The 16,412-nt window shown below is 63.4% G+C and carries 15 protein-coding genes and 1 rRNA gene; 8 read left to right on the top strand and 8 right to left on the bottom strand.

Going from position 1 to position 16,412, the window contains the following annotated elements:
• Positions 1–9: 9 nt before the first annotated feature.
• Both E2H86_RS22370 and E2H86_RS22365 read right to left on the bottom strand, forming a co-directional pair.
• Positions 10–639, bottom strand: coding sequence for a 2-dehydro-3-deoxy-6-phosphogalactonate aldolase (locus E2H86_RS22370; protein WP_133331700.1), 630 nt, complete (start codon positions 637–639; stop codon positions 10–12).
• A gap of 1 nt (position 640) precedes the next feature.
• On the bottom strand, positions 641–1,651 hold the full coding sequence (locus tag E2H86_RS22365; RefSeq protein ID WP_133331699.1) for a 2-dehydro-3-deoxygalactonokinase: 1,011 nt from the start codon (positions 1,649–1,651) through the stop codon (positions 641–643).
• A gap of 393 nt (positions 1,652–2,044) precedes the next feature.
• Here E2H86_RS22365 and E2H86_RS22360 point away from each other — a divergent pair, with 393 nt between their 5' ends.
• The 8 genes from E2H86_RS22360 to E2H86_RS22325 all read left to right on the top strand — a co-directional run bounded on the left by E2H86_RS22360 (position 2,045) and on the right by E2H86_RS22325 (position 9,892).
• Entirely contained in the window at positions 2,045–3,286 is a 1,242-nt protein-coding gene (locus E2H86_RS22360; protein ID WP_133331698.1) for an OprD family porin, read from the top strand.
• Between the two features lie 103 nt (positions 3,287–3,389).
• Positions 3,390–4,196: an NAD-dependent epimerase/dehydratase family protein gene (locus E2H86_RS22355; protein ID WP_133331697.1), complete on the top strand. Its 807-nt coding sequence runs from the start codon at positions 3,390–3,392 to the stop codon at positions 4,194–4,196.
• 18 nt (positions 4,197–4,214) lie between these two features.
• A complete protein-coding gene (locus E2H86_RS22350; protein ID WP_133331696.1) occupies positions 4,215–5,093 on the top strand; it encodes an SMP-30/gluconolactonase/LRE family protein in 879 nt (292 codons plus the stop codon).
• A gap of 68 nt (positions 5,094–5,161) precedes the next feature.
• Positions 5,162–6,133, top strand: coding sequence for a TRAP transporter substrate-binding protein (locus tag E2H86_RS22345; RefSeq protein WP_133331695.1), 972 nt, complete (start codon positions 5,162–5,164; stop codon positions 6,131–6,133).
• 66 nt (positions 6,134–6,199) lie between these two features.
• Entirely contained in the window at positions 6,200–6,724 is a 525-nt protein-coding gene (locus tag E2H86_RS22340) for a TRAP transporter small permease (protein WP_133331694.1), read from the top strand.
• The gene (locus tag E2H86_RS22335; RefSeq protein ID WP_133331693.1) at positions 6,725–8,005 is read left to right on the top strand and encodes a TRAP transporter large permease; all 1,281 of its coding nucleotides are present in this window, start codon (positions 6,725–6,727) and stop codon (positions 8,003–8,005) included. It abuts the gene before it with no gap.
• Positions 8,006–8,059: 54 nt separating this feature from the next.
• Positions 8,060–8,983 (top strand): EamA family transporter, encoded by a 924-nt coding sequence (locus tag E2H86_RS22330; protein ID WP_133331692.1) that lies wholly within the window; start codon positions 8,060–8,062, stop codon positions 8,981–8,983.
• Positions 8,984–9,007: 24 nt separating this feature from the next.
• Entirely contained in the window at positions 9,008–9,892 is an 885-nt protein-coding gene (locus tag E2H86_RS22325; protein WP_133331691.1) for an aldose 1-epimerase, read from the top strand.
• 7 nt (positions 9,893–9,899) lie between these two features.
• Here E2H86_RS22325 and E2H86_RS22320 read toward each other — a convergent pair whose 3' ends face one another.
• The 6 genes from E2H86_RS22320 to rrf form a co-directional block, all read right to left on the bottom strand.
• Positions 9,900–10,799, bottom strand: a complete 900-nt coding sequence (locus tag E2H86_RS22320; protein WP_133331690.1) for a LysR family transcriptional regulator — start codon at positions 10,797–10,799, stop codon at positions 9,900–9,902.
• 60 nt (positions 10,800–10,859) lie between these two features.
• Positions 10,860–12,881, bottom strand: coding sequence for a pyridoxamine 5'-phosphate oxidase family protein (locus tag E2H86_RS22315; RefSeq protein WP_133331689.1), 2,022 nt, complete (start codon positions 12,879–12,881; stop codon positions 10,860–10,862).
• 28 nt (positions 12,882–12,909) lie between these two features.
• A complete protein-coding gene (locus E2H86_RS22310; RefSeq protein WP_133331688.1) occupies positions 12,910–13,533 on the bottom strand; it encodes a glutathione S-transferase family protein in 624 nt (207 codons plus the stop codon).
• Positions 13,534–13,700: 167 nt separating this feature from the next.
• Positions 13,701–14,252 carry a UPF0149 family protein gene (locus E2H86_RS22305; RefSeq protein ID WP_133331687.1) on the bottom strand — a complete coding sequence of 184 codons (552 nt, stop codon included), beginning with the start codon at positions 14,250–14,252 and terminating at the stop codon, positions 13,701–13,703.
• Positions 14,253–14,348: 96 nt separating this feature from the next.
• Entirely contained in the window at positions 14,349–15,992 is a 1,644-nt protein-coding gene (locus E2H86_RS22300; RefSeq protein ID WP_133331686.1) for an acetolactate synthase large subunit, read from the bottom strand.
• 295 nt (positions 15,993–16,287) lie between these two features.
• Positions 16,288–16,403 (bottom strand): 5S ribosomal RNA (gene rrf / locus E2H86_RS22295).
• Positions 16,404–16,412: the final 9 nt, after the last annotated feature.

Below are 16,412 nucleotides of genomic sequence, written 5' to 3'. Positions count from 1 at the left end.
CGGGCGCTGTCAGACGTCTTGGCCGAGGGCTGCCCAGGCAGTGGCATAGGCCTGGGCATTGAGCGCCACCTGCTCGGGTGTCAGGCCGGGCTTGTACAGGCCGGAGCCGAGCCCGAAGCCCCTGGCACCAGCGTCGAAGAACTGCTGCATGTTGCCGGGGGTGATGCCGCCGACCGGCGCCAGGAGCGTCCCGGCAGGCAACACGGCGAGCCAGGCTTTCACCACGGCCGGGCCCATCTGCTCGGCAGGGAACAGCTTGAGCATATCGGCCCCCTCGGCCAGCGCGGCGAACGCCTCGGTGGGAGTGGCCACGCCAGGGCAGAGCGACAGCCCGGCGGCTTTACCGGCACGCAGCACGCGGGCATCGCTGTGCGGCATGACGATCACTTGCCCACCCGCCGCCTTGACCTGCTCGACCTGTTCCGGTGTGAGCACGGTACCTGCGCCGATCAGGCAATCGGCTGGCAGGGTGTGGCGCAGGATGCGGATGCTCTCGAAGGGCTTGGGCGAATTGAGCGGCACCTCGATGACACGAAAGCCTGCGCGGTACAGAACCTCGCCCATGGCGGCGGCTTCCTCGGGATGCAGCCCACGCAGGATCGCGATCAGGCCGTTGTGCGCCAGTGCTTGCTTGAGCATGTCAAAGCTCCATTGAGGGGGAAGGAATCGCGGCAGCAGGCACCAGCCCAGCGGCCACGGCCAGTTGCCACAGGCCACGCTCGGTAGCCTGTTCGGCCTCTGCCACTTGGGGGAAACCACAGGCCTGCAGGGCTCGCCGGTAGCGGGCGCAGAGGCTGGCATTGCCGATCAACAGCACCGCTGGCAGTGCCATGGCCTGGCGTCGGCGTCGTTGCACCGCGGCCAGGGCAGCCAATTCGTGTCCGATCAGCAGCCCGGAAAGGTAGTCAGGCTGGGCCGCCGCGCTCAGTTCGCCGGTCAGGCCCAGGCAGCGGGTGCTGAAGATGGTCGACAGCGGGCCGGCCTCCCCGGCTGTCGACAGGGCCACGCGCACGCCACGGTCGAAAGCATGGCTGTCGAAGCCTTCGCTGCGCTGCTGGGTGCGACCCAGGATGCTGTGCTCACTGAGCACGGCGAACACTTCGCCGGTCATGAAGGTGTCGAAGTGCACGATGCAACCGTCGGCGACCTGCACCCATTTCGAATGACTGCCCGGCAAGCCGATCAACAGGTCGCCAGGCGCGTTGTCGGCGACGCTGTGTAGAACACCGAGCACTTGTGTTTCTTCGCCGCGCATCACGTTAGGCAGCGTCGAGCGCTGGATCACCCCCGGGACGATGTGCACCTCAGTGCCGCGCAGGGTGCGCACGGTTTGCAGGGACGAGCCCAGCGTTGCGACATCGGCAGGTGTCTCGCGGTAGGCCGCTTCGCGCCAGCCCTGGGCACTGCCGATCATGCCGCAGGCGATCACCGGCAACTCGGGTTGAGCGTCGAGCCAGTCGCCACAGGCGTCGTCGAACGCCAGTTCGAAACCGTCACTGCATGCCTGACCGGCGATCACGCGGGTGGACCTGGGCAGTTGCATGATGCCTGACGACAGCGCCCGCTGGTCGAGTACCCGCCCTCCCTGGGCGAGTTTGTAAGCCCGGAGTGAGGTCGTCCCCCAATCGAGCGCGATCAATTGCGCCTGCATCGTTTCCCCTGTTCTGTTGTTCTTTGCTGGGCAAGGAGTGACAGGGACTATAAACGCAGCCGGGAACAAATTCCAATATGTAGAACTACATCCCATATTATGGGATTTAATCTAGCCGTTGACACTCCAGGGGGGGCTTGCTAATAATCACGCCCAGTTGTACGACAACACATAACAAAAACAACAATACAGGGACACCTTCCATGTCGACATCACGCTCGCACTCGATCCCCACGCTCGCGCCTCCCCTCCTCATCAACACAGCGACCTGACGCTCGCTCAGACCTGACTTTTCTGGCCTAGACGGCCTCGCGTTTCTTTATCCCGCTCCAGCGCAGGTCACCCTCGGCTGCGCGAAGAGTGGGCTGCCAGCCCCAGTGGAGAACAACAACAATGAACATCCGCCAACCCCTACTGCCGCTCGCCCTGTTGACTGCGGGTGTGGCCGGGTCGCTCCCTGCCAGTGGCCTCGCTGCCGGCTTCATCGACGACGCCAAGGTCGGGCTCAACCTGCGCAACTTCTACATCAATCGTAATTTCACCAACCCCAGCAACCCACAGAGCAAGGCCGAAGAGTGGACCCAGAGCTTCATTCTCGACGCACGCTCCGGCTTCACCGAGGGCCCGGTCGGCTTCGGCGTGGATGTGCTGGGCATGTGGTCGGTCAAGCTCGACGGCGGTGGTGGTACCTACGGCACGGCGCTGCTGCCGCGCCATGATGACGGGCGCCCTGCCGACGATTTCGGGCGTCTGGCGGTGGCGGGCAAGATGCGCATTTCCAAGACTGAACTGAAGATCGGCGAATGGATGCCGGTGTTGCCCATCCTGCGCTCGGACGATGGTCGCTCGTTGCCGCAGACCTTCCGTGGCGGCCAGGTGACCTCCAACGAGATCGCCGGACTGACCCTCTATGGCGGGCAGTTCCGGGCCAACAGCCCGCGTAACGATGCCAGCATGGAAGACATGAGCTACGGCGGTGGGGTCTCGGATCGCTTCAATTTCGCCGGTGGTGAATACAAGTTCAACCAGGACCGTACCCTGCTGGGCCTGTGGCATGCACAGCTCAAGGATGTGTACAGCCAGCAGTACCTGCAGCTCAGCCACAGCCAGCCAGTAGGTGCTTGGACCCTGGGTGCGAACCTGGGTTATTTCCACGGCGGCGAGGACGGCGCTGAACGGGCCGGTGCACTGGACAACGACACCTACTCCGGGATGTTCTCCGCACGCTACGGCGGTCACACGTTCTGGGTCGGTCTGCAGAAGGTCGACGGCGATACCTGGATGCGCGTCAACGGCACCAGCGGCGGTACGCTGGCCAACGACAGCTACAACTCGAGCTTCGACAATGCCAACGAGCGCTCCTGGCAGGTGCGCCACGACTTCAATTTCGTCGCTGTGGGCATTCCTGGCCTGACCCTGATGAACCGTTACATCAGCGGTCGCGACGTGCGCACCACTGCAGTGGACGATGGCAAGGAATGGGTGCGTGAAACCGAACTGGCGTATGTGTTCCAGAGCGGCGCGTTGAAGGATCTGAGCTTGAAATGGCGCAACTCGACGATTCGACGGGATTTCAGCAACAACGAGTTCGACGAGAACCGTCTGATCATCAACTACCCCTTGTCGCTGCTTTGACGACCCGTTGCGACCTAAGTCGCATTGACAGACCAGTGGTTTATCGAACCATAATCAGCAAAGTCATACGACAACCTACAACAAAAGACAATAAAGAGCTGCCATGACCAAAACTCCCTTCAAACGCCTGCTGCTCACTGGAGCCGCAGGCGGCCTGGGCCAGGTGCTTCGTCAACGCCTTGGCGGCTGCGCCGAGATCCTGCGCCTCTCCGACATTGCCCCAATGGCGCCTGCCGCGGGGCCCCATGAAGAAGTCATCCTCTGCGACCTGGCCGACAAGGCCGCAGTGCATGCGCTGGTCGAAGGGGTAGATGCCATCGTGCACTTCGGCGGCGTGTCCACGGAACATGCCTTCGAGGACATCCTGGGCCCGAATATCTGTGGCGTCTTCCACGTCTACGAGGCGGCACGCCGGCACGGCGTCAAGCGCGTGGTGTTCGCCAGTTCCAACCACACCATCGGCTTCTACCGCCAGGATGAAGTCATCGACGCCCACGCCCTGCGCCGACCGGACAGCTACTACGGCTTGTCCAAATGCTATGGCGAAGACGTCGCGAGCTTCTACTTCGACCGCTACGGTATCGAGACCGTCAGTATCCGCATCGGCTCTTCGTTCCCCGAGCCGCAGAACCGGCGGATGCTCAGCACCTGGCTGAGCTATGACGACCTCACCCAACTCATCGAGCGCTCGCTGTTCACCCCTGCTGTCGGCCACACCGTGGTCTATGGCGCCTCCGCCAACCGCGACCAGTGGTGGGACAATCGCTACGCGGCGCACCTCGGCTTCACCCCCAAGGACAGCTCGGAACGCTTCCGCACAGCAGTGGAGGCCCAACCTGCACCTGCTGCCGACGATCCGAGCATGGTGTATCAGGGCGGCGCCTTCGTCGCGGCTGGCCCGTTCGACTGAACCCAGGGAGTCAGGATCATGGACTGCGAACTGATCGTCGATGCGCGCAATGCCACGGGCGAGAGCCCGGTGTGGCATGCCCACGAGCAGGCCCTGTACTGGGTCGACATCCCGGCCGGGCATCTGCACCGCTGGCAGGACGGCCAGCACCAGCACTGGCAGGCCGATGAAATGCTCGCCTGCATCGCCCGCACCGAACACGGCTGGCTGGCAGGCATGGAGAGCGGTGTGTTCCACCTGCGAGCAGGTGCCGACGGGCGTCTGCTCGGCGAACGGCTGGCCAGCGCCGAACACGGCCAGGCCGGCATGCGCCTGAACGACGGCCGTTGCGACCGGCAGGGACGCTTCTGGGCCGGCAGCATGCTCCTGGACATGCAACGGGGCGCTGCGGTCGGGGCGCTGTATCGGCTGGACGAGGGCGGTGCTCGTCTGAACGTGCAACTGGATGGCCTGATCGTGCCCAACGGCTTGGCCTTCAGCCCCGCGGGCGACCGCATGTACCTGTCCGACTCGCACCCCGACGTCCAGACCATCTGGGCATTCGACTACGACATCGAGACCGGGACTGCGCACAACCGCAAGCTGTTCGTCGACATGCACGACTACCCTGGGCGGCCCGATGGCGCGGCGGTGGATGAAGACGGCTGCTACTGGATCTGCGCCAACGACGCCGGACAGGTCCATCGTTTCACGCCCGAAGGACGCCTGGACCGTTCGCTCACCCTACCGGTGCGCAAGCCCTCGATGTGCGCTTTCGGCGGTCCCGGCCTGGATACGCTGTTCGTCACCTCGATCCGCCCCGCCGGCGTCGACCTTCAGGATCAGCCCCTGGCCGGTGGCGTGTTTGCCCTGCGCCCTGGGGTCAAGGGCCTGGAGGAGCCGGCCTGGCGCGCCTGACACCCACGTTGCAAAGCTGCGAAACCTACATCTGCGAAACCGGATAATAACAACCACGGAGTTTCATCATGACCTTCAAACGCAAGCTGCTTCTTGCCGTACTCCCATTCGCCTTTGGCTTTGCCGGTCCGGCATCGGCGCTGGACATCAAGTTCGCCGAGATTCACCCGGCCGGCTACCCCACCGTGGTCGCCGAGCAGAACATGGGCAAGAAGATCGAAGCCGCCAGCAACGGCGAAATCACCTTCAAGATGTTTCCCGGCGGTGTGCTCGGCTCGGAAAAGGAAGTGATCGAGCAGGCGCAGATCGGTGCCGTGCAGATGACCCGCGTCAGCCTCGGCATCGTCGGCCCGGTGGTCCCCGACGTCAACGTGTTCAACATGCCGTTCGTGTTCCGTGACCACGATCACATGCGCAAGGTCATCGATGGCGAGATCGGCCAGGAGATTCTCGACAAGATCACCAACTCCGACTTCAACCTGGTGGCGCTGGCCTGGATGGATGGCGGCACCCGCAACCTCTACACCAAGCAACCGGTGCGCAGCATCGGCGACCTCAAAGGCATGAAGATCCGCGTGCAGGGCAACCCGCTGTTCATCGACATGATGAATGCCATGGGCGGCAACGGCATCGCCATGGACACCGGGGAAATCTTCAGCGCGCTGCAGACCGGCGTGATCGATGGGGCCGAGAACAACCCACCGACCCTGCTCGAGCACAACCACTACCAGAATGCCAAGTACTACACCCTCACCGGTCACCTGATCCTGCCTGAGCCGGTGGTGATGTCCAAGACCACCTGGAACGCCCTCACCCCCGAGCAACAGGCTCTGGTGAAGAAAGTCGCCCGCGAAGCGCAGATGGAAGAGCGCGAGCTGTGGGACGCCAAGACCGCCGCCAGCGAGGAGAAACTCAAGGCCGCCGGCGTGGAGTTCATCACCGTCGACAAGAAGCCCTTCTACGACGCTACCGCGTCGGTGCGCGAGCAGTATGGCAAGGACTTCGCCGACCTGATGAAACGTATCGACGCGGTGAACTGATCGCCCTTTCCTCTCCAGACGACCGCGGCAGCCTGGCCACGCCATCTGCCGCTTGGGTGATGTTCGATGAAAAGCATTGTTCTGCGTACCAACGATGCGCTGTATAGCGCCTGCATCTGGATAGCCGGTCTGTCGGTGCTGACCATGTCCCTGATCATTCCCTGGGGCATCTTCGCCCGTTACGTGCTGGGCACCGGCTCGAGCTGGCCGGAGCCGGTCGCCATCATGCTGATGGTGGTATTCACCTTCGTCGGTGCCGCTGCCAGCTACCGTGCCGGCGCGCACATGGCGGTGGCGATGGTCACCGATCGCCTGCCTGATGGCGCCCGCCGGGCAGCGGCGCTGCTGGTGCAGCTGCTGATGGTCGGGGTGTGCCTGTTCATGACCTATTACGGCACCAAGCTGTGCATCACCACCTGGAAGCAGTTCATGGCCTCGCTGCCCAGCGTGCGGGTAGGCGTGAGCTACGCGCCCATTCCCATCGGTGGCGTGCTGACCTTGATCTTCGTCTTGGAAAAACTCGTTCTCGGCGATCAGAGCCAGCGCAAGGTCGTGCGCTTCGACCTTGAAGAAAGTGAAGGAGCGGCGTAAATGGATGCGTTCATTCTGTTGGGCAGCTTCATTCTGCTCATCGTCCTGGGCATGCCGGTGGCGTATGCGTTGGGCCTGTCGGCGCTGATCGGCGCCTGGTGGATCGATATTCCGCTGCAGGCCATGATGATTCAGGTCGCCAGCGGTGTTAACAAATTCTCGCTGCTGGCGATCCCGTTCTTCGTCCTGGCCGGTGCGATCATGGCCGAGGGCGGCATGTCCAGGCGCCTGGTGGCCTTCGCCGGGGTGCTGGTAGGCTTCGTGCGGGGTGGCCTGTCCCTGGTCAACATCACCGCCTCGACGTTCTTCGGCGCCATCTCCGGTTCCTCGGTGGCCGACACTGCCTCGGTCGGTTCGGTATTGATTCCGGAAATGGAGCGCAAGGGCTATCCGCGGGAATTCTCCACCGCGGTGACGGTGAGCGGCTCGGTGCAGGCCCTGCTGACGCCGCCGAGCCATAACTCGGTGCTGTATTCCCTGGCCGCTGGCGGCACGGTGTCGATCGGCTCGCTGTTCATCGCCGGGGTCATGCCCGGACTGCTGCTCAGCGCGGTGATGATGGGCCTGTGCCTGATCTTCGCCAAGCGCCGCAACTACCCCAAGGGCGAGGTCATTCCGCTGCGTCAGGCGCTGAAGATCGCCGGCGAGGCGTTGTGGGGCCTGATGGCCATGGTGATCATTCTTGGCGGTATCCTTTCGGGAGTGTTCACCGCGACCGAGTCGGCAGCGATCGCCGTGGTCTGGTCGTTCTTCGTGACCATGTTCATCTACCGCGACTACAAGTGGCGTGACCTGCCCAAGCTGATGCACCGCACGGTACGGACCATCTCGATCGTGATGATCCTGATCGGCTTCGCCGCCAGCTTCGGCTACGTCATGACGTTGATGCAGATCCCTTCGAAGATCACCACGGCGTTCCTGACCCTGTCCGACAACCGCTACGTGATCCTGATGTGCATCAACTTCATGCTCCTGCTGCTGGGCACGGTGATGGACATGGCCCCGCTGATCCTGATCCTGACGCCGATCCTGATGCCGGTGATCACCGGTATCGGCGTCGATCCGGTGCAGTTCGGCATGATCATGCTGGTCAACCTCGGCATCGGCCTGATCACGCCACCGGTGGGCGCGGTGCTGTTCGTCGGTTCGGCGGTCGGCAAGGTCAGCATCGAAGCGACGGTCAAGGCGTTGCTGCCCTTCTACGTGGCGCTGTTCCTGGTACTGCTGGCGGTGACCTACATCCCGGCGATCTCCCTGTGGCTGCCGAGCGTATTGCTCTGACCTCGTGAATGGCGGGCCCACCGGCCCGCCCCCGCCTTCGAATGGATTCTGCCCATGGCTGTTTCTTCACCTGCCGTACCGCTGCTGCCGCGCAAGCTGGCGGTAGCGCTGCTGGCCTTGCTCGCCTGCTCGTTCGCCGGCAACCATATCGCTGCCCGCATCGCTTTCGACAACGACACCGGGGTGCTTCTGGCGATTCTGTGCCGTTCGGGCATCACCCTGTTGGTGTTGAGCGCACTGGTCCTCTGGCAACGCCAGCCCTTGGGCCTGCCAGCGGGCACCCGGGGCTGGCAACTGCTGCTCGGGTTATTGATCGCCACCCAGAGCCTGTGCCTGTATTCGGCGGTGGCGCGCATTCCGGTGGCACTCGCGTTGCTGGTCGGCAATACCTTTCCGATGCTCCTGGCGCTGCTGACCTGGGCGCTCGGCGGGCCTCGCCCGAATACCCGCACGGTGCTGTTCATGAGCCTGATCCTGATCGGTCTGGTGCTGGCCCTGGATGTGCCCGGTCAGCTTGGCAAGACCGGTCAGGTCGATCACCACTGGCAATTGGGCGTCAGCCTGGCCTTCACCGCTGCCTGCGTGTTCGCCTGTGCGCTATGGATCACTGATCACAAGCTTGCCGCGGTCCGTGGCCCGGTGCGCAGCCTGCTGACCTTGCTGGTGGTGTTCGTCAGCATGCTGTTGGCGGGGCTCAGCGGTGTCATGCCGGCCGGGCTGGCGCTACCCGGCAGTGTCAACGGCTGGTTGGCGCTGGCCAGCTTGGTGGTGCTGTACGGCGTGGCATTCAGCTTGCTGTTCGTCTGCGTGCCGCGCCTGAACATGGCGCGCAATGCGCCAGTGATGAACATCGAACCGATCGCGACCCTGCTGTTGGGCTGGGCCTTGCTCGATCAGCATCTGGGCGCGTCGCAGTTGCTGGGCGGCGCCGTGGTGGTGTGCGGCATCGTCCTGCTGACCTGGCGCCGCGCCGCCTGAATCCACTGACCACGGGAACCTGACATGTCGACACCGTTGCTACACCTGCAGGACGCGCTCACCTCCCTGAGCATCGCTCCGTCGCTGGGGGCGAGCCTGGTCAACTGGCAGGTGAAAGCCAGCGGCCAGCCCTTGCTGCGCCCGACCGATGCCAATGGGCTGGCCAGTGCCAACCCACGGGCGCTGGGGTGCTATCCGCTGGTGCCGTGGTCCAACCGCATCGCTGGCGGGGGCATCGCCACGCCCGATGGCTGGTTGCAGCTGTCACCTAACACAACACACGACCCCTACCCCATCCATGGCAGCGGCTGGCAACAGGCCTGGGAAGTCCAACGTCAGACTCAGCGATCGGCTCGGCTCGGTCTGTCCAGCCAGATTCCGTTCGCCTATCAAGCGCTGCTGGACATCGACTTGCACGACGGCTGCCTGACACTGCAGCTGACGGTCATCCATCAGGACACGCGCCCCATGTGGCACGGCCTGGGCCTGCACCCGTACTTCCCCCGCAACGCACATACGCGGCTGCAGGCGGCGGCAGAAACGGTGTGGATCGGCGAGCCAGGGCAACTGCCCGAGCGCCAGGAAGCCGTGCCGCAGCAGTGGCGTTTCGAGCGCCTGCGGCCCTTGCCGACAGCAGTCGTGGACCATGCCTTCAGTGGCTGGTCAGGACAGTGTCTGATCGAGCAGGCTGACGCCGGCTATCGCTTGAGCTGTTCGGCCCAAGGCGCCGAGCATTTCCTGCTGTTCTGCCCCGAGCAGCGGGATTTTTTCTGCTTCGAGCCCGTCAGTCACCCGATCAACGCCCATCACCTGCCCCAACGCCCAGGGCTGCGCCTGCTCCAGCGCGGGCAACGCCATACACTGGGCCTGCGCCTGCAGTACCAGCCCTTGGCGGAGCAGCCGGGTTGAGCGCCGTTCAGTTCAGGTAGCGGTACTGACCGAGCGAGGCGACCAGCAGGTCGATGAAGGCTCGAACCTTGGTCGAGCCATACTTGCTTTCACGATGCAGGACATGGATCGGCCAGGGCGCCTCTTCGAAATCCTCCAACACCGTGCACAGGCGTCCGGCCATCAGCTCATCGGCTACCTGATAGGACAGCAGACGTGCGATGCCCGCGCCGGCACAGGCGGCGACGATCGCCGCATCGTTGCTGGACACGGTCAACCGTGGCTTGATCCTCACCGTCATCACTCCCTCGCCCTCGCGAAACTTCCAGTCCAGGCCCGGGCTGACGCCACTGGCAGCGATCACGGCGTGCTGCGTCAGCTCCCTGGGATGACGGGGTGCACCGTACTGCGCCAGGTAGTCCGGCGAAGCGCACAACAGCCGGCGAACCTTGCCGACCTGCTTGGCCTTGAGGCCCGAGTCCGGCAATGGGCCGATGCGCACGGCGACGTCCATACCCTCCTCTACCAGGTTCACCACACGGTCGAGGAAGAACGCCGAGACATCCACCTCAGGGTAGGCGGCCAGGTAGCGAACGATGCAGGGCATGACGAACTGCTTGCCGAACAGCAGCGGCGCGGTCACCGCCAGGTTGCCGCGCGGCGTTGCATTGATGCCGGCGGCTGCCTCGTTGGCCTCGTGCACACTGGCCAGGATATTGCGCGAATCCTCGAGATAGCGGCTGCCCGCTTCGGTCAGACGCACGTTACGCGTGGTACGCAACAGCAGCTTGACCCCGAGGTTTTCCTCCAGCGCGCCGACCGCGCGGGTGACCGCAGCCGGTGAAATACCCAGGCGACGCGCGGCGGCGGCAAAACTCTCGAGTTCACCGACTGCCACGAACACTCGCATCAGGTGGATCTGGTCCATGCCGCCTCCAGGGCATCAAAGGTGCATGGATTATCACTCATCCGAGGCGCTTGGGTGGTTTCAGATATCCAGTACCAGCGGCTGCTCGCTGGAGGCCGGCACGGCGCAGCAAATCAGTGCTTCGCCGGCATCGGGCAATTCGGCCGGCGGGTTTGGGTAATGCACCTGGCCACTGACCACCTTGGTCCGACAGGTGCCGCATGAACCGCCCCGGCAACTGAACTCAGGGGAAAGCCCACGAGCCTCGGCCAATTCGAGCAAGGTGCCGCTTTCAGGAGCCCAACGTGCCTCCTTGGCCGAACGGGCGAAATATACCGGGACCGCTTGGCTGGCGGCAGGGGGCTGTTGCAACACCGGCTGATCGCCGTCGCCATGGCGGCGAAGCGTGGACGGGCCGAACGCCTCGGCGTGAATGCGTCCATCCGCCACTCCGACGCTGCGCAGGCCTTCATAGATATCTTGGGTGAAGGCACCGGGTCCGCACAGGTAGAAGTCGTAATCGTCCAGGGTCAGAGCCGCCTTGATCTGCTCGATGCCGAGGCGGCCGGTGTGCTCGTAGTCGCGCCCCGGGACAGCCCCTGCTTCCGGTTGGCTGAGCGCACGGTGCAGGCGCAACCGCTCGCCAGCATGCTGCTGCAAGGCGGCAAGTTCACCCTGGAACGGCAGGTCCGCCAGGCTGCGAGCTCCCTGAAACAGATGAACACGTCGGCTCGGGGTGCTCGCCAGCTGTTCGCGCAGCATGGCCATCAGCGGCGTGATGCCGACACCGGCACCGATCAGCACCAAGGGTCGGGGGCTGAGGCTGTCGAGGGTGAAGCTGCCCATGGGCAGGCGCACATCGAGTGTATCGCCGACGCCGATATGCGTGTGCAGGTAGCGCGATGCTGGTCCTTGGGCCTTGACGCTGATGCGCAGTTGGCCATCGGAAGGGGCATACGACAGGCTGTAGGTGCGGATCAACGGTGCCTGGCCCGGTACGGCAATGCGTACCGGTATGTGCTGCCCCGGCACGAATGCTACAGGCATGTCCGCAGCCAGGTGGAAGGAGCGGATGTCCTGGCTTTCCTGCTCGATACGCACCACCTTCCAGCTCAGCCACTGCCGCTCGCGGCGCTGCTGTTCCAAGCGCTGCCGGGCTTCGCTCCAGGTGCCGGTGAGCAAGCTGGTGGGTGCATATTCATGGAACGTCCAGCGCAGCGACAGCGCGGCTGGACGCCTGACCATCTGTTCGACCTCCAGCACCCAGAGCCGCTCGGCGCCCTCGAATGCCTGGATCACTGGGCTGTCGAGGATGATCTCGGTACGCCCGGAGAGCTGCAACACGTCACCGCTGCGGAAATCCACGAACAACAGGCCGGCCTGGGGGTTTTCCAGCAGGTTGCCCAAGGTGTTGAAGTGCAGGTTGCCAGCGTAGTCGGGGATGGTCAGGCGATTGCCCTCGACCCGGACGAAACCTGGCCGGCCACCACGGTGGGAGACATCCACCGCACGCTGGCCGTTGGCATCGGTGAAATAGCTGGCGACGAAGAAAGTATCGGCGCCTTCGATCATGGCTACCGCCGCAGCATCCAGCGTGTTCGAGTCCTGACGCAGACCAGCCGTTGGCACCACACGAACGTAGTCACGCAACTGGATGTACTGGGGACAGTTGCCGAACGACTGCTGCACCTGAACCTGCAGCAGACCGTCGGTCGAAGCCTGCAGCACCCCATTGAGTCGGTTGCGCCGGCGGGTATGCAACTCGATACCCAACAGGCCGATGGCCTCCCCTGCCAGCAGCCCTGCCGCCGCCGGATCATCCTCGGCTTGCACGACATGGATGAGCAACTGCCGGGGGTCTGGCGATTCGACGAAGCCTTCCGGCCCTTCCAGCAAGGTCGCCCAGGGTCGGCCGGCGGGATCCACCGTGCCGGCGACCATGAATGGCAATTGCTGGAAGAAGGTACGGTGCTGGTCGGGCATATGGTCACGGATGACCTTCTGCCCGAACGCCTCCATGCGCTCGGCAACGCCGGCGCGCTCCTGGAGACGTTTTTCGCCGGTGTGCCAAGGCGACTGAGTAGAGGTGGGAATCTGCTGCATGGCCGTATACCTCACTGGGGAGAATGGCTCAGGCGCGGGTCTCCAGACCCACGGCAGTGCGAGGCATGCCGATGAACCCCGGCAGCGCTTCGATGCGGTTCAGCCAGGCGCGCACGTGGGGGTAGGCATCGAGCGAAACGTTACCTTCGGGGGCATGGGCGATGTAGGAATAGTTGGCGATATCGGCGATGGTCGGCTCATTGCCGACCAGGAACGGCGTCTTGCCCAGTTCCGCGTCCATGACCTTGAGCAGCGTATGGGCTCGGTTGATCACTTCGTCGCTGTTGAACGAAGCGCCGAACACCGTGTTCAAGCGAGCCGCGGCCGGGCCGAAGGCCAACAGGCCAGCGGCGACCGACAGCCAGCGCTGCACACGAGCGGCACCGAGCGGATCACGCGGCAGCCACTGGCCCCGTGTGTCGTAAGTGCTGGCCAGGTAGACAAGGATGGCGTTGGAGTCGGCAATGATAGTGCCGTTGTCGTCCAGCACAGGGACCTGGCCAAAGGGGTTCATGGCCAGGAACTCCGGCGTCTTGTGGGCGCCTTTGGCCAGGTCGACGAACACCCGCTCGGCGGGCAGGTCGAGCAAGGACAACATCAGGTCGATGCGGTGAGCATGGCCGGACTTGGGGAAGTTGTAGAGTTTGATCATGGTCGCAGGCTCCTGGGCGGCACCGGGCTGGTGCGGGTCAGGAGCCATGCTGCGCCGATTCGGCTGACAGGAGAATCAGCGTCGCTAGCAATCCATAATTTCGCGGTGCGAAACAATCGCCCGCAAATGACGTGCTAACCGTTTGCCGTCGATGAGGCGGCTGCGATTCAGTGGCGCTGTTTCTGGTAGCGGTACAACTCGCGCACCGCTTCGACCACCTGCGGCACACACGCCTGCAGTTCGTCGAAACTCATGGCATCGAGCAGTTCGAAGTTATCTTCCAGACCATGCAGGGAAATGGTCTTGAGCAATCGGTCCTGCTCTGGGGGCAGCTCAGCCCAAGCGGCTACCTGGGTACCGCGCATATAGCCGAAGCACCACTCTTCCATGATCACCGCCGGCCCTTCTTCGACTTCACTCTGTTCGAACAACGGCTCGAAGTGTTCAAGATCGTCGGCCAGAGCTTCGCCGACCTGATGGGCATAGCGCAGCATCAGCGCCGTATAGGCCTCTTCATGGGCTGGTTTCTTGAACTTGGGGACCTTGCCACCGGCCACGGCGGGCAGCCATTGCTCGGGATTGACACGAGTCGGGGAACTGGCGAGAGCGGTAAAGAAGCCGTTGAGTTCGGCCAGGTTGAGCACCGAGTAGTCGTTGCCGTAAGTGATCAGCAGGTCTTCTAGGCGATGGAGTTCTTTGTCGCTGAGGGCGGGGAGCATGGGCGGGTGTCCTGGAAGGCAGATTTGCCTGCACCCTAGCACAAAAGCATCGCCGGCAAGGCGGCTCCTGGGAGCCGCCTTGCCGGCGATCAGACCTTACACTGCCAGCGCGCGCTCACGCAGCTCGCTGTTGAGGATGCGGTCGTTCTCGCTGTAATCGACCGGGCAGTCGATCACGTGCACACCTGGGGTCTTGATGCAGTGCTCGAGCAGCGGCAGCAAGGCGTCGGCGCTTTCGACACGGTGGCCATTGGCACCGTAGGCTTCGGCGTATTTGACGAAGTCCGGGTTGCCGTAGTCCAGGCCGAAATCGGTGAAGCCCATGTTGGCCTGCTTCCAGCGAATCATGCCGTAGCCGTCGTCACGCAGGATCACCACGGTGATGTGCATGCCCAGACGGACTGCGGTTTCCAGCTCCTGGCTGTTCATCATGAAGCCGCCGTCGCCGCACACGGAGATGACCGGGCGATCCGGGTACACCAGGTGCGCCGCCATGGCCGATGGCAGGCCGGCGCCCATGGTCGCCAGGGCGTTGTCGAGCAGCACGGTGTTGGGTTTGTGCGCCTTGTAGTTGCGGGCGAACCAGATCTTGTAGATGCCGTTGTCCAGGGCGACGATGCCTTCGGACGGCAGCACGCGACGGATGTCGGCGACCATGCGCTGCGGGTAGACCGGGAAACGGTCGTCGTCGGCGCCTTCGGCGATCTGTACTTCGTTGGCCTCGCGGATGGCCAGCAGGCGGGTGAAGTCCCAGTGCGAGGTGTCGGTCAGCGCTTCGCCGATCTGCCACACAGCGTTGGCGATGTCGCCGATCACTTCGACCTGCGGGAAATATACGGCATCGACTTCAGCGGAGCGGAAGCTGATGTGGATGACTTCGGTGCCACCACGGACCATGAAGAACGGTGGCTTCTCGATCACGTCGTGGCCGATGTTGATGATCAGGTCGGCCGCTTCGATGGCGCGGTGGACGAAGTCACCGGAGGACAGCGCGGCGTTGCCGAGGAAGCGCGGATGGCGCTCGTCGACCACGCCTTTACCCATCTGGGTGGTGATGAACGGGATGCCGGTGTTGTCGATCAGTTGCTTGAGGACCTTGGCGGTCATCTTGCGGTTGGCGCCGGCGCCGATCACCAGGATCGGGCTGCGGGCCTTCTGCAGTTTCTCGACGGCGGCTTCGATGGCCACGTGCTCGGCCAGCGGGCGACGGTGCAGGCTGCGCGGGATCGGCAGGGCGTCGGTCTGCTCGGCGGCGATGTCTTCCGGCAGCTCCAGGTGCACCGCACCCGGCTTCTCTTCTTCAGCCAGGCGGAAGGCTTCGCGCATGCGCGCCGGGATGTTGTCGGCCGAGGCGAACTGGTGGGTGTACTTGGTGATGGGGTCCATCATGCCGCACACGTCAATGATCTGGAAGCGGCCTTGCTTGGACTTCTTGATCGGCTTCTGGCCGGTGATCATCATCATCGGCATGCCGCCCAGGTAGGCGTATGCACTGGCGGTTACCAGGTTGGTGGCGCCAGGGCCCAGGGTCGACAGACTGACGCCGGTCTTGCCGGTCAGGCGGCCATAGGTGGCAGCCATGAAGCCCGCGGACTGCTCGTGGCGGGTCAGTACCAGCTTGATCTTCGACTTGCGCAGGGATTCCAGCAGGTCGAGGTTTTCCTCACCGGGAATGCCGAACACATACTCGACACCTTCGTTTTCCAGGCATTGCACAACGACATCGGCGGCCTTGGCCATCTTGCTTGTAACCTCAAGTGATCGGACGGTAAAAGTCCAGAAATGCGCAGCACGGTACGCTGGCATCGCTCGGTTCGGGGGCCAGGATTGCCCCGAACTTAAGTCTTGACGCAGCTTAAGCGCGAACAAGTCACGTTATTTTGCGAGAAATATTGTCGCACTCTATCGACCGTGCAGATAGGAGGATACAGACAAAAGACCTTTGGTTGCAGCGTCAAAGCGCCGAATCGGGGCGATAAGCGCACAAAGACAAAACCCCTACCTGCTCGCGCAGATAGGGGTTTTGCGAAATGAATCTTGACGATGACCTACTCTCACATGGGGAAACCCCACACTACCATCGGCGATGCATCGTTTCACTGCTGAGTTCGGGATGGGATCAGGTGGTTCCAATGCTCTATGGTCGTCAAGAAATTCTGT

The organism is Pseudomonas putida, assembly GCF_004357765.1.
Classification (GTDB): domain Bacteria; phylum Pseudomonadota; class Gammaproteobacteria; order Pseudomonadales; family Pseudomonadaceae; genus Aquipseudomonas; species Aquipseudomonas putida_U.
The sequence above is the reverse complement of the archived record's forward strand: the minus strand, read 5'-3'. Positions and strand labels throughout refer to the sequence as shown.

What these genes read in the sequence shown, in the direction of transcription:
- E2H86_RS22370 (WP_133331700.1), bottom strand. Translation starts at nt 639, where the DNA reads ATGCTCAAGCAAGCACTGGCGCACAACGGCCTGATCGCGATCCTGCGT.
- E2H86_RS22365 (WP_133331699.1), bottom strand. Translation starts at nt 1,651, where the DNA reads ATGCAGGCGCAATTGATCGCGCTCGATTGGGGGACGACCTCACTCCGG.
- E2H86_RS22360 (WP_133331698.1), top strand. Translation starts at nt 2,045, where the DNA reads ATGAACATCCGCCAACCCCTACTGCCGCTCGCCCTGTTGACTGCGGGT.
- E2H86_RS22355 (WP_133331697.1), top strand. Translation starts at nt 3,390, where the DNA reads ATGACCAAAACTCCCTTCAAACGCCTGCTGCTCACTGGAGCCGCAGGC.
- E2H86_RS22350 (WP_133331696.1), top strand. Translation starts at nt 4,215, where the DNA reads ATGGACTGCGAACTGATCGTCGATGCGCGCAATGCCACGGGCGAGAGC.
- E2H86_RS22345 (WP_133331695.1), top strand. Translation starts at nt 5,162, where the DNA reads ATGACCTTCAAACGCAAGCTGCTTCTTGCCGTACTCCCATTCGCCTTT.
- E2H86_RS22340 (WP_133331694.1), top strand. Translation starts at nt 6,200, where the DNA reads ATGAAAAGCATTGTTCTGCGTACCAACGATGCGCTGTATAGCGCCTGC.
- E2H86_RS22335 (WP_133331693.1), top strand. Translation starts at nt 6,725, where the DNA reads ATGGATGCGTTCATTCTGTTGGGCAGCTTCATTCTGCTCATCGTCCTG.
- E2H86_RS22330 (WP_133331692.1), top strand. Translation starts at nt 8,060, where the DNA reads ATGGCTGTTTCTTCACCTGCCGTACCGCTGCTGCCGCGCAAGCTGGCG.
- E2H86_RS22325 (WP_133331691.1), top strand. Translation starts at nt 9,008, where the DNA reads ATGTCGACACCGTTGCTACACCTGCAGGACGCGCTCACCTCCCTGAGC.
- E2H86_RS22320 (WP_133331690.1), bottom strand. Translation starts at nt 10,799, where the DNA reads ATGGACCAGATCCACCTGATGCGAGTGTTCGTGGCAGTCGGTGAACTC.
- E2H86_RS22315 (WP_133331689.1), bottom strand. Translation starts at nt 12,881, where the DNA reads ATGCAGCAGATTCCCACCTCTACTCAGTCGCCTTGGCACACCGGCGAA.
- E2H86_RS22310 (WP_133331688.1), bottom strand. Translation starts at nt 13,533, where the DNA reads ATGATCAAACTCTACAACTTCCCCAAGTCCGGCCATGCTCACCGCATC.
- E2H86_RS22305 (WP_133331687.1), bottom strand. Translation starts at nt 14,252, where the DNA reads ATGCTCCCCGCCCTCAGCGACAAAGAACTCCATCGCCTAGAAGACCTG.
- E2H86_RS22300 (WP_133331686.1), bottom strand. Translation starts at nt 15,992, where the DNA reads ATGGCCAAGGCCGCCGATGTCGTTGTGCAATGCCTGGAAAACGAAGGT.